Annotated in this window: 10 protein-coding genes, 1 pseudogene and 2 other annotated features (1 of these 13 only partly in view); of the genes and pseudogenes, 10 read left to right on the forward strand and 1 reads right to left on the reverse strand. The window is 34.9% G+C overall.

Annotated elements, in window-relative coordinates:
* Window positions 1-133 (forward strand) — a binding site (T-box leader); it begins 81 nt to the left of the window's first position.
* Between the two features lie 45 nt (window positions 134-178).
* From argS to HRG09_RS10330, 9 genes are all read left to right on the forward strand, one after another.
* Complete coding sequence (gene argS, locus HRG09_RS10290; RefSeq protein ID WP_174100687.1) at window positions 179-1,867, forward strand: arginine--tRNA ligase; 1,689 nt, start codon at window positions 179-181, stop codon at window positions 1,865-1,867.
* A 394-nt stretch (window positions 1,868-2,261) separates the two neighbouring features.
* Entirely contained in the window at window positions 2,262-2,591 is a 330-nt protein-coding gene (locus HRG09_RS10295) for a DUF2085 domain-containing protein (protein WP_174100688.1), read from the forward strand.
* 29 nt (window positions 2,592-2,620) lie between these two features.
* Window positions 2,621-2,836 carry a hypothetical protein gene (locus tag HRG09_RS10300; protein WP_174100689.1) on the forward strand — a complete coding sequence of 72 codons (216 nt, stop codon included), beginning with the start codon at window positions 2,621-2,623 and terminating at the stop codon, window positions 2,834-2,836.
* Window positions 2,837-3,028: 192 nt separating this feature from the next.
* The gene (locus tag HRG09_RS10305; protein ID WP_174100690.1) at window positions 3,029-3,487 is read left to right on the forward strand and encodes a hypothetical protein; all 459 of its coding nucleotides are present in this window, start codon (window positions 3,029-3,031) and stop codon (window positions 3,485-3,487) included.
* A gap of 78 nt (window positions 3,488-3,565) precedes the next feature.
* A complete protein-coding gene (locus tag HRG09_RS29650) occupies window positions 3,566-3,787 on the forward strand; it encodes a DUF2651 family protein (protein WP_375335755.1) in 222 nt (73 codons plus the stop codon).
* Window positions 3,788-4,051: 264 nt separating this feature from the next.
* On the forward strand, window positions 4,052-4,879 hold the full coding sequence (locus tag HRG09_RS10315) for a DegV family protein (protein ID WP_174100692.1): 828 nt from the start codon (window positions 4,052-4,054) through the stop codon (window positions 4,877-4,879).
* A 283-nt stretch (window positions 4,880-5,162) separates the two neighbouring features.
* A complete protein-coding gene (locus HRG09_RS10320; RefSeq protein WP_174100693.1) occupies window positions 5,163-9,371 on the forward strand; it encodes a bacteriocin-processing peptidase family protein in 4,209 nt (1,402 codons plus the stop codon).
* 115 nt (window positions 9,372-9,486) lie between these two features.
* Window positions 9,487-9,726, forward strand: a binding site (T-box leader).
* Window positions 9,727-9,780: 54 nt separating this feature from the next.
* Window positions 9,781-12,882 (forward strand): isoleucine--tRNA ligase, encoded by a 3,102-nt coding sequence (gene ileS, locus HRG09_RS10325; protein WP_174100694.1) that lies wholly within the window; start codon window positions 9,781-9,783, stop codon window positions 12,880-12,882.
* Between the two features lie 341 nt (window positions 12,883-13,223).
* Complete coding sequence (locus tag HRG09_RS10330; RefSeq protein WP_217447991.1) at window positions 13,224-13,940, forward strand: AraC family transcriptional regulator; 717 nt, start codon at window positions 13,224-13,226, stop codon at window positions 13,938-13,940.
* A 51-nt stretch (window positions 13,941-13,991) separates the two neighbouring features.
* Here the strand turns inward: HRG09_RS10330 and HRG09_RS10335 are convergent.
* Window positions 13,992-14,108 (reverse strand): annotated as a pseudogene (locus HRG09_RS10335) (DUF418 domain-containing protein); the annotation flags it as partial.
* A 231-nt stretch (window positions 14,109-14,339) separates the two neighbouring features.
* On the opposite strand from HRG09_RS10335, the gene HRG09_RS10340 reads away from it, so the two are divergent.
* Window positions 14,340-15,848, forward strand: coding sequence for a M36 family metallopeptidase (locus HRG09_RS10340; RefSeq protein WP_174100695.1), 1,509 nt, complete (start codon window positions 14,340-14,342; stop codon window positions 15,846-15,848).
* Window positions 15,849-15,874: the final 26 nt, after the last annotated feature.

A 15,874-nucleotide genomic window follows, 5' to 3' on the forward strand; every position in this document is an offset into this window, starting at 1 on the left:
ATGAAACGCACTTCGGAGACGCTGCTTGAAATGAATAGTAGAGTAAGCCGGGGCCCCCTGTCCTCGTTATCAACGGGAAAGTGGTTCTTCGGAACAACAAGGGTGGTACCACGGGTGATAACTCGTCTCTTTTTTAGAGGCGAGTTTTTTGTGTTTTAAAAAATAAGGAGGGAGTAACATGGAATATAAAATTAAATTTGCAAAAAGTTTATTTGAAGTAATTGAATCAGAATTATTACTGGAACAGATTATAGATCTAATTGAAACTCCGAAGCAAGATGAATTCGGAGATGCAGCATTCCCTTGTTTCATGCTTGCCAAGCAATATAAAAAAGCACCAGCAATTATCGCGAAAGAAATCGCTGAGAACTTAAATGATTCATTTTTTAAAAAAGTAGAGTCAGTTGGACCATATGTGAATGTATTTTTCAACCGTCATATCGTAAGCGATGATGTATTAAAAACGATTTTAGCTGAAAAAGAAGAATATGGACAGGGGCATTTTGGGCGAGAAAAAACAGTAGTAATTGATTACTCTTCACCGAATATCGCGAAACCGTTCTCCATGGGACATTTACGTTCAACGATGATCGGGAACTCTTTAAAACATATCGCTGAAAAGTGCGGATATGAGGTTGTAGGAATCAATTATATTGGTGATTGGGGAACGCAGTTTGGAAAATTAATTACTGCATATAAAAAATGGGGAAATGAAGAGCTTGTAAAAGAAGATCCAATTCGTGAATTATTCAAGTTATATGTTCACTTCCACGAAGAAGTGAAAGAGAACCCGGGGCTAGAAGAAGAAGGTCGTGCATGGTTTAAGAAATTAGAAGATGGTGATGAAGAAGCAGTCTTTTTATGGAATTGGTTCCGTCATGAATCTTTAAAAGAGTTCTCTCGTATTTATGAACTACTTGGTGTTGAATTTACGAACTTCCAAGGAGAGGCTTTCTATAATGATAAAATGGATGACTTTGTTGAAATCTTAGAAGAAAAAGGATTATTAGAAGAATCAGATGGAGCACAAGTTGTTGATTTAGAAAAAGAAGATATGCCGCCATGTTTAATTAAAAAATCAGATGGAGCCACGCTTTATGCAACCCGTGATTTAACAGCGGCACTCTATCGTCAAAACACATATGAATTTGATAAAGCGCTATATGTAGTAGGAGCAGAGCAAAGCTTGCACTTTACACAATTTTTCACTGTATTAAAGAAACTCGGTTATAACTGGGTAGATGGTATGGCACATGTGCCATTTGGACTCATTTTAAAAGATGGTAAAAAAATGTCCACACGTAAGGGGAAAGTTGTATTACTTGAGGAAGTATTAGAAGAAGCGATTACGCTTGCAGAGCAAAATATCGAAGATAAAAACCCGAACTTAAAGCAAAAAGAAGTCGTTGCAAAACAAGTTGGTGTTGGGGCAGTTATTTTCCATGATTTGAAAAATGAACGTATGCATAATATTGAGTTCTCTTTAGAAAAAATGCTGAAATTCGAAGGGGAAACAGGACCATATGTTCAATATACACATGCACGTGCTTGCTCCATTTTACGAAAAGAAAATGTTGAATTTGAAACAGAATCGTTTGCGCTAAACGATGATCATAGTTGGAGTACGATAAAATTATTAAATAGATTCCCTAAGGTCATTGAAACAGCCTTTTCTAAAAATGAACCTTCACATATTGCGAAGTATTTGTTAGATGTTGCGCAGGCTTTCAATAAGTATTATGGGAATATTCGTATTTTAGAAGAGGATCAAGAGAAAGAAAGTCGACTTGCACTTGCTTATGCAGTAACGATTGTGTTAAAAGAAGGATTGCGTTTACTTGGAATGGGTGCTCCAAAAGAGATGTAGGAAAATTACTGTGCAGTAACAATTATTAACGTTACTTAGTTAATTCCCCATCATATGTTATTGAAGACGATGAATAAAAAATAAAGCGTACTATTCGAACAGAATGACAAATCAGGCGTACCGTTAACCTGGTTTGTTTTTTATTTTTTTCTAAGAAAGTTCGTATTTAAAATGAGTAGTCATGATAAAGGAAGGTGAGATTATTAGATATGAAAGTATGTTTTTAGAGGATGGGTAAAAAGCGACTGCCAAAATGATAGGTCTTTAAAAGCATTGCTTTAAGATTTTTTTGAATATAGATGAGTTAATAGGAACGAGTTATACTACGAAGCTTAAGGATTCTATAATTTTTTTACCAAATCAATTAAAATATTACTAGAAAGGATGATCCATATTGATTCGAAGTTTTATTTTACATATCCCTTGTCACAGAAAATCTGAAAGGAGTTTTCTTAAACTACAAAAATACATACCTTTATGTGCACGATGCACAGGTATGTTTATTGGTTTCTTTATGTTCCCAATATATTTTTTAATAACAACCTCGTATACGTTATCTTTGGTACTAGCCTTCTCTGCTCAAATTCCATCATTCATTGATGGCTTCACTCAAAAGTGGAAATGGAGAAGGAGCACAAATTCACTAAGAGTAACTACCGGCATCTTAAGCGGTAATGGTATGGGACTGCTTATCTCATCTAGCATCATATGGATTCTATCTTAAACTCACTATACATCGACGGAGGTATTTACATGTTCTGGATCTACTCAATTCTAATTCTCATTTCAGGTGGCAGTGGAATTGGTTTCATCATTCATGAAAAATATACAGAAGCAATAATTGCTTTTGTTATTTGTGCACTGTTTATCGGGGTGCTATATTTTTATCTTAAGAGAAACCGAAAAAAGAGGGATTTGGATTGTGGCACTTTAGATTGTGTCGATTGCGATTGTGATTGCACGGATTAAACTTCTACTTAATTTTTATAGTAATGTAGGAATATATTTATATAAGGATGGGTTGCTAGATTGAATAATGCATAATTCATATGCAGGAAATAAAGAGAACTCAGAGAAGAAATACTTGATAAACTGCCCGTTCATATGGGGTGAATTGTCGATGTGATTGTTATATAAATACTAGAAACGGGGACGAGAACCTTGAAAAAATTAATAGCTTCTTGCATGGTATGTACATTATTTTTAGGTGTTGTAGGTTGCTCAGATTTTTCTGATAAGGAAGAGAAAGATAACGCTACATCGATAGCCACCATCACAAAAGTTGTACAATTTGAAAATAAAGATGTGGCTTCTATTGAGTTAAAAAATACAAAGACAAACAATAGTAAAGAACTAGCTAGCGAATCTATTATGCAAACGGTCGTTGATAGTCTTCAAAATGCAAAAAAGAAAGATGTGCTCTTAGATAAAGAAGCGCGGAACAATATGAATGCTGTAATGACATTTAAATATAGTGGTGGAGATAAACAAGATTTTTTTGTGTGGTTAGAAGGAAACAATAAGCAGGTTATGTTTGTAGAGAGTACCAATGAACAACATGGAGCGGGTTATGAAGTGAATGGTACATACGCTAAAAATATCATTAAGTTGTTGAAATAATGGTCGACTTGCGATACTGGAGTTTTTTTTAAAGAGATAGGAGGAAGCGAGCAAATGGTAGGCATATTTAGTAATATAATGTTCTTAGTTTTGATTCTATTTCCAGTTCTTACGATTATATTAAATGCGATTGTTTATTGGAAGTTCAAAAAAATATTTATTATGCCAATCATTATTTTCATATTTTCCTTACTATTTATGTTGATTTATGCAAATGAAACCCTTTTTCCCTGGGTTATCATATATACAATGTTATCACTTATAGTGGGACTTTTAATTAAATTCATTTTGTCTAAATGAGTTAAGACTTCTAATGCATGTATACATGTTAGAAGTCTTATTTTTTAGTTTGATAGTATTTTCTAAAAGTAAATATGTCAAAATCGTGTACGAATGAAAATAGATTCGATATTAATTTTGAAAACCTTGCTTAAATCACCCATCTCATATGGAAAAACAGAGATAGTCTTGTTATGATAACATGGCATAGTCCTTTTTTATAACTAAAATAGATAGAATTGTGGGAAAAGTTCAAGAAAAGGACAAACACAAGGGAGGAACAACATGAAGCGTGTTGCTTGGTTTACTGATAGTACAACTGCAAACTTTACAACAGGTGCAGATAATTTTGTTATACCGATTGAAATTGTTATTAATGGTACAGCCTATAAAGACTGTGAAGAAGGTGTTCGTGAACGTGTTTACGATGCGTTAAAAGAAGGTGTAACAGTAACGACGTCACAACCAAATTTAGGAGAAATGGTTGCTCTTTTCTCGAAATGTAAAGAAGAGTATGAAGAAGGATTTGCTATCACAATTAGCGGAAGAGTAAGTGGTACTTACCAAAATATGAAACTTGCTGCAGAAATGGCAGGATTTCCTTTAATCGTAATAGATAGTGAAACAACAAGTTATCCAATGGATGAAATTTTAACAAAAGCGCAAACGTTATACCGTGAAGGTATGACTTTACAAGATATACAAAAGACAATACAACATGTGGAACGTAGTCCTTACTATGTATTTCCAAAGGATTTGAAAGGTCTATATGCAAGTGGACGTGTGAAAGGTGTACAATTTATACTAGGCAGTCTACTAAGTGTAAACTTAATTCTAGAAGTAAAACATGGTGAACTTGTGTTGGAGAAGAAAGTTCGTAAAATACAAAAATGTAAAGAATATATGCGAAGCGAACTTGAAAAAGAACTGCCGGAAGTAGTTCATGTATTCCATGCGAATGATAAAGAAGGAGCAGAAGAATGGATTGCTGATTTCAGAGCAGCATTTCCTGAAATGAAGTTTTTAATTTACCCACTTCCTATATCTTTTGCTGTTCATGCAGGTGCTGGAACAATTGCGATTAGCTTTTCAAAAGGAAAAAACCGTGAATAATTCACGGTTTTTTTATGTAGATAAGATACAAAAAACTTATTAAATTGAATAAAATAGATGCAAAAATAGTTGTTTTTCTTATTTTTAAACAATAATTTAAACTATATCGTTTAATATTGAGAATTATATAAGGTTTTTATTGAATACCTTATATATACTGTGTAAAATCTAAGAAAGCAGATAAGGATACTACTTACAGAATTTGTGAGCGGGAAAGCCCACGAGCTTTAGCTGTGGGAGTGGTCAACGATGCGTAATAAAAATAATTACTTGAGGTGAATGCATGTTAGAATTGAGGCGACTGGAGACATGTTTGAAAGAAAAACGATTTGTAGACGGATTACAAGATGTAAATAGTGAAATTTCTCGTATAAAAGAAGTCAATAAATTCTCTTATTTGAAAGAATGGCTTTCTTCGATTTCATCCACTAAGGAATTTGATACACTGATCCGTCTCACTGACGAAGGGCTTATGCACCAATATAGTGCCTTTTTAATCCGCTATTCATATAAAAAATTTCCAAATATGAGAACGCTCTCGTTATATTGTGATGAGCTAATTGATGACCGAAAAATACTTGATGCTGAAAAATTATTAAAGGACGCCTTGGAAGATATAAAGGTAGATCAAATAGATTCTGATATTTTATCTAAAGCATATTTTACATTGGTAAGGTGCCTACTAGAAATGAAACGAAATGAAGAAGCATTCCAATATATGAAAAAAGCTGAAAGTTATAGTACACGTCCAGTTTTTGATAAATGGGGCTATTTTTATATACAAACAGGAGAATGGGAGAAAGCAGAGAACTCGCTTTTAGCTAGAATGGATCATAAGGAAAATGAAGAATTAGCGATCTATCTATTATCACAGCTGTATGCATATAAAGGCGAACAGAAACGAGCGTTACAACTGATTAACGACGCGATAGATCAGTTTCCGCAAGTACCGTATTTTTATTTTGAGAAGTTGAAACATTTACTAGATTTACAGCGTTATGAGGAAATGCTAATTGTAATAGATAAGATCAATCGGATATTGCCGTATCATTCATATAAAACTTATTTTACACATTTACGTGCAGAAGCGTTGTATAAACTGAATAAAACTCAGGATTTACTTGTTTTATTAAAAACGGAAGTATGTTTAAAAAAGTCGCTATATCATAATATGGAAAAATACCGGGCTGGAAAAAAAATAAGATTACCATTAGTACCAATCGTACAAAAAGATAACTATTGTGTTCCAGCGAGCTTGGAGATGATGCTCCACTTATGGGGAGAAAGGTGTACACAAGATGAAATTGCGGATCATATATTTGATGTAACAGGATCGAAGTTTTCAGATACGGTTACGTATTTAGAAAAAATGGGCTATGTTTGTCGTTATTTCAAGGGAAACGAAAAGAATTATAAAGCATTACTTGACCGAAACATTCCAGTTTTATTAAGTATAGATATTGAACATGCATCCCACGTTCAAGTTCTTTCTGGATATGATGATCAGTTACAAGCTTTTTTTGTTCAAGATCCTAACTTTTTGGAACCACTTTTTATTGAATATGAGAAGCTGCAGGAAAGATATCGTTACACCGATGGCCTATCTATTGTATTTGTTCCTAAGGAGGAAAAGGAACAATTGTCATTTTTAGTAGAAGAGGAAGATGTATATTTCCGCAAGCTATTCTCTTTGACGGATCATTTAGAAGAACAGGATAAACAAGGAATTGAAAAATTAGTTTCATTTTTACAAGAGACAAGCGAAAATCCGTACACGTGGTTATATACAATTAAACATATGGATGTGGAAGTAAATCAGGAGTTTATTCTTTTTTGTGCTGAAAGGTTAATAAAGAAATATCCAGATTCAGACTTTGTTAAGCTTCATAGTGCACAATGCTTTATCCGTATACAAGATATGGAGCGAGCTAGTGATGTCTTACAAAGTGTCGAGAAAAAGAATAATCAAGCATTGTATCATTTTATACATGGACGCTATTCTTTAGAGAAGGAAGAGTATGAGGAAGCAATTTCTAGTTTTCGCTCATCGTTACAATTAGATGCTGATCAGCCAATCGCATGGAGTTTTCTAGCATTATCATATATGTATATCGATCAGTCTGAACAGGGCTTGAAAATGTCACAAATTGCACTAGGGCGTCATCCTGATCGGTTTGTTCTTGTAAACCATGGTTTGATCTTAATGGATTTAGAGCGCTATAAGGAAGCATATGAAGTGTTTAATGATTTATTGAAAGAATATAAGTGTGAAGCACATATATGGTATGAAAGAGCCAAATGTGCGCATCAAATGGAGAAATTGCATTTAGCAATCAAAGGACTTCGCACAGCAATTCAATTAGATAAAACAGTATCATATCCATATGTGAAACTCTCAGAAATATATGAATTAGATTTAGATGATAAGAAGGGTGCAGAAGAAATTTTATTGCAGGGTATCGAAAATTGTGAAGAAGCAACGTCATTATATGTTCGATTAGGAGATTTACATTTTCAAAATGATGAATTTGAAGAAGCTGAAAAAATATATAAACGTGCTTTAGAAGAGAATAATAGAGATGTTTATTCTCATTTTGGTTTGATTCAAATTTATATGGCAAAAGAACAGTATGGTGATGCAAAGCGTTATATTTTTAGTATGGAACAGCAATTTGAACAAAATGATGAGTTTCTTATGAATGCAGGAATGGTACTGTGGGATGCTGAAATTGAATTAGGAGCTAATGAAGAACAATTAAAGATAGCGTTGTCTAAGTTAGAGAAGGGTATCCGATGTTTGAAAAATAATATAGCAAATATGTTAGAAGAATATGTAAATAGAGTTGAAGGAACGGTATTTGTACAACGTGGGATAACCTTTTTAAGGAAATTAGGAAAAGAAAGACCAGATGTAATCGAGTATGACTGTTATGCTGGTATTTTATATGAATCTCTTGGACAATATGATCAAGCAATGAAACGATACCATCAGGCAATAAAGCTCAGAAAGAGCACGCTTCCGTATTATCGCATTGGTGAATCCCTTATGGCATTAGGAGAATTGGAATCGGCAAAAAATGCGTATGAGACTTGTTTAGAAATGGATTCAACTTTTATTGGAGTGCACGTAAAGCTAGCGGAAATATATGAAAAAGAAGAAAATCGTCTAAAAGAACAATATCATATGTTTCAGGCAATGCTGCAAGAGCCGATGATCGTAAATATGGAGTATTTAGCAGAGCTTTCAGTAGAAAATTGTCTTCATAAAGAGCTTTTATCTGAGTTAGATAAATTAGATGGTAAAGTAGATGAAATGTGGCGTTTAGATGCCCTTGCATATGTATATGGTGCCATGAAAGAGAGAGAGAAAGAACAAGAGCTAGTGGAAGAAGCTTTACAAATAGATGAGGAACATGTAGAAGTACGATATCACTATGCAAAAGTACTTGTTAAAAAAAGGGATTCAGAAGCGCTTCCATTTGTTACAAGTTTAATAAGACAAGACATTGAAAATGAGCGTGTATTTGAAGTGTACGTTCAAGCGATGGAACAACAGCGGAAAGTATCTCAAATACGAGATTCTCTTCATTTGTTGCCCGTTAAGAAAAAAGAAAGAAGCACTGCATTTATGTATGCTGCATCTGTACTTGCTGAGAGATTAACTGCGCAACAACAAAATGAAGAACCGAAGAAATCAATTTTTACAAGAGCATTTTATCGAATGAAAAACCGTGCGAAAGAAATCTCGCTTATTACAACTGTAATTGATTTATTTGAAATCTCTTTAAAGTTAAATGCTAGAAATAGTATGGCAGCGCAGCGGTTAGCGATATTTTATGAAAACGGAAATATGATTAAAGAAGCGATAGATGTATTACAAACATCATTAGAAAACATTTGGGATGTTAGCACGGTAAGGCAACTTGTAAATCTTCTCATCGAACACGGTGATGAAGATGAAGAGATGTTAAGAGATGCTCTTGAATTCATAAAACAGATGATTAGAGAAGAGCCCAATGATTATAACACTCTGTTATTACATTCCAATGTTCAGTTCATGTTAGGGGAAGAGAAACAGGCAGAAAAAATCTGTTTACAATTAATTGAAAGAATGCCTTTTGTGAGCCGTGCATTCCTTGTTTTAGCGGAAATCTATCAAAGTGAAGCGAGATTTGAAGATTCTATTTCAATGTTAGAAGAGGGAGTCTTGCATCATCCAAAAGATCATACGATGTTTCTCGCATTAGCAGCGTCTTATCAACAGATTGGAAAAACAGAAAAGGCAGAAGAGCTAACAAATTATATATTATCTTTCGATTCTTCGGATTTGTTAGTTCGATACAATAGAGCATGCTATTTAGCTGTTTTAAATAGAAATGCTGAGGCGAAAGCAGAACTTGAAACAGTTCTTCATGAAGATGAAACTGGATTTTTTGCAGAACTTGCGGAAGATGATGAAGATTTAGTGGAAGTATGGGAAACGATAAAGTAACAGAAATCTTTTATGATGTATAAGATTCGAAATTTAGGATGAAAATGAAAATATATTTTTGAATTGATTGACAATTATCTGTTTCATGGAATAAAATAACTGTTAATAAAAGTATACAAATCTGAAGACGAGAAAGAGTAAAATATCGTACTGTTCTCCAGAGAGCCGGCACTATGCTGAAAGCCGGTGTACAGACTTTATTTGAAAATCATCTCCGAGGAGCCGTGGCTGAATAAAGTAAGCTCGGACGGATGTCTACCGTTACAAAGAACGCGTATGTTAGTACGTTGCTAAGTGCTATTGGTGAAGATGCTAATAGAATTAGGGTGGTAACGCGGGTAAACCCGTCCCTACTTATAGGGACGGGTTTTTTGTGTGCTTTTACAAAATTTCAAAGGAGTGATTGTAAATGGAGAAGGTAGATGTAAAAGAATCAGCTGTAGGGAGAGAAACACGTATTCGCAAGCAGTGGAACAAGCAGAATATCTTTGAGCAATCCATTCGAAATCGTGAAGGTGCACAATCTTTCGTTTTTTATGAAGGGCCACCAACTGCAAATGGATTGCCGCACGTGGGGCATGCGCTTGGACGAACAATTAAAGATTTAGTGGCAAGATATAAAACAATGACTGGATATAAAGTACTCCGAAAAGCTGGCTGGGATACACATGGATTACCGGTAGAATTAGGAGTTGAAAAACAGCTTGGTATCTCTGGTAAACATGAGATTGAAGAATACGGAATTGAACCATTTATTCAAAAATGTAGGGAAAGTGTATTTACGTATGAAAAGCAGTGGCGTGAATTTACTGAGAGCATCGGATATTGGGTTGATATGGATGCCCCGTATGTAACGTTGGAGAATTATTATATCGAAAGTGTATGGAATATTCTTGGAACAATTCATGAAAAAGGGCTGCTATATAAAGGACATCGAGTTTCGCCGTATTGCCCAAGTTGCCAAACATCACTTAGTTCGCATGAAGTGGCGCAAGGATATAAAACAGTAAAAGATTTAAGTGCGACTGTGAAATTTAAAGTGTTAAATAGTGAAAATGAATATTTTCTCGGATGGACAACAACTCCGTGGACGTTGCCTGCCAATGTAGCACTTGCTGTACATCCGGATATGGAATATGTGAAAGCAGAGAAAGATGGAACTGTTTATATTGTCGCAAAAGAGCGTGCAAATTACGTATTAAAAGATGGCTATCAAGTATTATCTACTCATAAAGGAGAAGAATTAGTAGGTACTTCATACGTAGCACCATTTCCTATGGATGAAGTTACGAATGGATACCGTGTTATTTCAGCAGACTTTGTTACAGGAGATAGCGGAACGGGGCTTGTTCATATCGCACCAGCTTATGGAGAAGATGATTATAAAGTGGTGCAAAATCAAGGGTTATCGTTCCTACATGTTGTGGATGAGCAAGGGAAGTATACGGACGCTGTTCCATTTTTACAAGGTAAGTTTGTGAAAGAATGTGATGTTGATATTGTTCGTTATTTAGCTGGAGAAGGCTTGCTATACCATAAAGAGAAATATGAACATAGTTATCCGCATTGCTGGCGCTGTGATTCACCACTCCTGTACTATGCTGGAGAAAGCTGGTTCATTCGGACAACTGAGATTAAAGAGACTTTCTTACAGAATAATGATGCAGTCACATGGTATCCAGATCATATGAAACACGGGCGATTCGGGAAATTTTTAGAGAATATGGTGGATTGGAATATTAGCCGGAAACGATACTGGGGAACACCGTTAAATGTATGGGAATGCGAAAACTGTGATCATCAATTTGCGCCTAAGAGTATCGATGAATTAAGAAAGCATAGCGCAAGGCAGACAGATGAAAATTTAGAGCTTCATAAACCGTATGTAGATGAAGTGAAAGTATGCTGTGAAAAATGCGGCAATTCAATGACTCGTACGCCAGAAGTAATCGATGTATGGTTTGATAGCGGTTCAATGCCATTTGCACAATATCATTATCCGTTTGAAAATAAAGAGTTTTTTGAGGAGCAATTTCCAGCTGATGTAATCGCTGAAGGTGTTGATCAAACGCGTGGTTGGTTTTATAGCTTATTAGCAGTAGCGGCTTTATATACTGGAAAAGTACCATACAAACGTGTGTTATCCCTTGGACATGTGCTAGATGAACAAGGACAGAAAATGTCTAAAAGTAAAGGGAATGCATTGGATCCAGTAGAGTTAGTTGAAAAGTTTGGTGCAGATGCATTAAGATGGGCACTTCTCGTTGATAGTGCACCATGGAATGCAAAGCGTTTTTCAGAAAGAACAGTGCAAGAAGCGAAATCAAAACTTGTAGATACACTTGTGAATGTATATAGCTTTTATGTTTTATACGCAAATTTAGATGAATATGATCCAAAAGGGAAGTACGAGGTTAAGAGAACAAAACTAGATGAGTGGGTACTATCACGTCTTCACAGTACAACGAAAAAAGTAAGAAACGCATTAGAAGAGTATCAATTTACAAATGCAGCTCGTGAAATTGCGGCTCTTGTAGATGAGGTCAGTAACTGGTATGTAAGACGTTCTCGCAATCGTTTTTGGGAGTCTGGCATGAATCCTGAAAAGGCTGCGGCATATGAAACACTTCATGAAGTGCTTGTAACAATTAGTAAATTACTGGCTCCGTTTACTCCATTTGTAGCGGAAGATATTCATCTTAACTTAGAAGGAAGTAGCGTTCATTTAGCGGATTATCCAGTAGTAGATGAAATGGTTATTCAAACAAAACTAGAACAAGAAATGGATGCTGTTTTACAAGTTGTTGAGCTCGGGCGTAGTAATCGAAATCAACATGCATTAAAAGTAAAACAACCATTAGCAGAGCTTGTATTACTTGATCATCATGAGCAGAAAGTGGACTGGGGATCTTATCGTGATATTGTAATGGATGAACTGAATGTAAAAGCATTTCATGTAGAATTAGATGAAACGAAGTATACAACATATCAATTAAAGTTGAATTTTAAGACGGCAGGACCAAAGTTTGGGAAGAACGTCAATGCTGTAAATCAATGGCTAAAACAATTATCGCAAGAAGAAGTACAAAATTTTGTTGTAGATGAAAGAGCAACACATAAGCTTGTCTCAGGAGAACAGGTTATAGTAACACTTGAAGATGTATTCGTAGAACAAGTACCAAAAGCAGGATTTTCTAATACAACAAATGGACAATATACAGTCATGTTAGATACAAACGTAACAAACGAATTGTTACAAGAAGGAGTAGCACGAGAGTTTATCCGAGCTGTTCAAGAGTATCGAAAACAGTTGAATTTACCAGTTAATTTGCGAGTAGATGTAATTCTTGATACAGAAGCTGAATTACAGAACACGCTAACAAAATATAAAGATTTGTTAGAAGAAAGCTTGTTAGTACAGCAATTTACATTCCACACGTTAACACAAGAGGATGATGAAATTTCTTTAGGTGAGAAAAAGGTTCGAATCAAATTAAGTCGAGCTAGCTAAATTGCAAAAAGTAGTATGTAATAAAGCGAAACTTTAATCCGTGGGGGGGGGACATCCCCCACGGATTCTCACCTCTTACCAATCGGGCTTTTACGGGCAGTTGATCTCCCACCTATTTTCCTTGTTTCTCTCTGAATCTTGAGGTGGGAGTCTTAATGCCCGTTAATGCGGGATAAAAAGTGAAGTTACAAAATCCTGTGTGAATTATGCAGGATTTCGTTTTTATTCTACGAAAGAGACAGGGATTATAACCTGTTTGCAGTTGAAAACGATAAAGAAACACAACTTATATAAAAACATCAGTATTCTTTTTGTTTAGAACACATGCGGCAGAGGTGATTATGATAGATATTTCACAAAAATTAAAGATTGAAGCTTTACAGAACAAAATGTATGATCAGTTTGATCGAGAGATATTGAATATTTTAAATGGACAGGCAATGTATGAGCAATTTCAAACACATCAATTAATGAGAAAAAGTGATTATGTTCTTTTTAATGAAGCTATGTGTTCACATGAAACAAGTGATATAATTTTTAGTGATGAATTTAAAAAATTAAGAGCTTCAGGACATCAGGTATCTTTACAAGAATATGAGAATATTACCGTTGCTCCTTTGAAACTACTGCTTAAAAAACGTTACAAATGCATTGTTTTATGGTTTGGTGATGACATGTTCTGTCAGATGAACTTGCTGACGGTGCTGGCATATTTAGAGCAATTGGGATATAAAGGTAAAGTATTCTTCCAAATGGTGAATGAAATGACTTATGAGGTAGCAGAACTTGAGATGTTTCCAAAAGGTTATAACGAAATTTATCAGCAGGTATTGATCCAGTATCGTTTTCCTAACGTTCAATTAATACCGGTCATGTTTCAGGGAATCAGTCTATATTTGGAATACTTAAAGAAAGATAACGAAATTACAGCTTATATTAAAAAACATCTAGATAAACCCCAGGATGAATTACTGAAAGATTTATTTCATTTGTTTCCTCAGTATGGTTTAGGTGATGTGCAATATTTAAAAATTATTGAAACCATAGCTAAAACATAGTGTCGTTAGCTATGGTTTTATTTATAAAAAATAGATTAATCAATTAATAATTCACCCAGTAATCTTTCTCATAATCCGCTCTATAGGTCCTCTAGAAAATTTATTTCTCCAGAAAATACTAAATAATATACAAAAAATGAAGAAAAAAATAGCGAATATTAACACAAAATCTAATTCAATAATTCTTCTTTTAATTTCCATGGGGAAAACGTCCTTTAAATATGCTATGCAATACTCATAGTGAGTTATATTTTTCGAAAGTATTTATTACGTTCATACACAAATATTGAAAAAATATTACTTTATCTATTCGTGTGAAAAAGAGAAAGGTAATGTAATCCACCTTATAGAATTACTCGTACATTCAAAATTTATTAAAGAGAGTGGAGAGTGATTCGAATGTTGAAAAAAAGAGTAGTGGCAATTGCTACAGCAATACCGTTAGTACTAGGGACAGTATCGACTGTTTCCGCGGTGGAAGAGAAACAAGTAAAGATAGATAGGTATTCTCCTCAGGAAAAAGCAGCCGAATATTTAAAAGCGAATGCCGCGCAATATTCATTAAAGCCGGATCTATCAGACTTACAGTATATTTCAACAACGGATACACAGGTAGCTTCCTATGTTAGATTTCAACAAGTAGTAAATGGTGCTCCTGTATTTTCAAGACAAATAACCGTGACTCTTAATGGAAAAGGTCAAGGATTACTTGCAGTTTCTGATTATCAGCCTGTTCAGAGTGTGAAAGAAATAAAGCAAAAGATTAGTGAAAAAGATGCAGAACAAAAATCAAAGGCATATGTTGGCGGAGAAAGTGAACAAAATTTATGGGCTCCAACAATGAATGAATTTGGGTATGTTATTGAAGATGGAATTGCTATTCCAGTATACCGAGTTGTAGTCCACTCCAATCAGCCATTTGGTGCGTGGGAAACATTTATTGATGCTGAGAGTGGAAAGTTACTAAAAAAAGTAGATATAAACCGGAAAGCAGAGGGGACAGGAAAAGTATTCTTGCCTAATCCTGTTGTATCAAGTGGTAGTTTAACTGGATTAAAGGATAATAATGATAAAGATTCAGTAGAATTAAATAATCAATTAAAAACGGTTACTCTAAAAGGTTTGAATGGAACTGGCTTTTTAATTGGAGATTATGTCACAATTTCTTCAAAGGCAAAAACAAAATCTTCAACTCTTCAATTTAATTACACTCGTTCTAATGATAGTTTTGAAGATGTAATGGCATATTACCATATTGATACTTTACAACGATATATTCAGCAAATAGGTTTTGAGAATATTAATAATCGCTCAATTAAAGTAAATGTGAATGGAACGACAGCTGATAATTCTTTCTATTCGCCATCAACGAAAGCTTTGACATTCGGAACGGGTGGAGTAGATGATGCTGAGGATGCAGGAATTATCGCACATGAATATGGGCATTCGATTCAAGATAATCAAGTTCCAGGCTTCGGAAATTCTGCAGAAGGCGGGGCGATGGGAGAAGGATTTGGAGATTTCTTAGGTGCAACTTATGAGGATGCTGCATCAACGACAGGATATGGAAAAGCCTGCGTAGGAGAATGGGATGCGGCTTCTTATTCCAGCTCAAATCCAACATGCTTACGCCGATTAGATAATAATAAGGTGTACCCAAGAGATGTGCAAAATGAAGTACATGCAGATGGAGAAATTTGGGCGCAAGGAGAATATGAAATGGCGCAAGCTTTTGGCCGTGATGTAGCGACAAAAATTATTTTACAATCACATTGGTCATTAACGCCAAATGCGACATTCCGTGATGGGGCAAAAGCGATTAAGCAGGCAGATGCACTACTTTACGGGGGAAAACATGCAGCGGAAATTGATCGGATTTGGGCAGCGAGAGGAATTAGTTCGAATTAAGAATATGAATGAATGATAAAGAAACC

This window comes from Bacillus sp. Xin1 (genome assembly GCF_013314535.1).
Lineage (GTDB): Bacteria > Bacillota > Bacilli > Bacillales > Bacillaceae_G > Bacillus_A.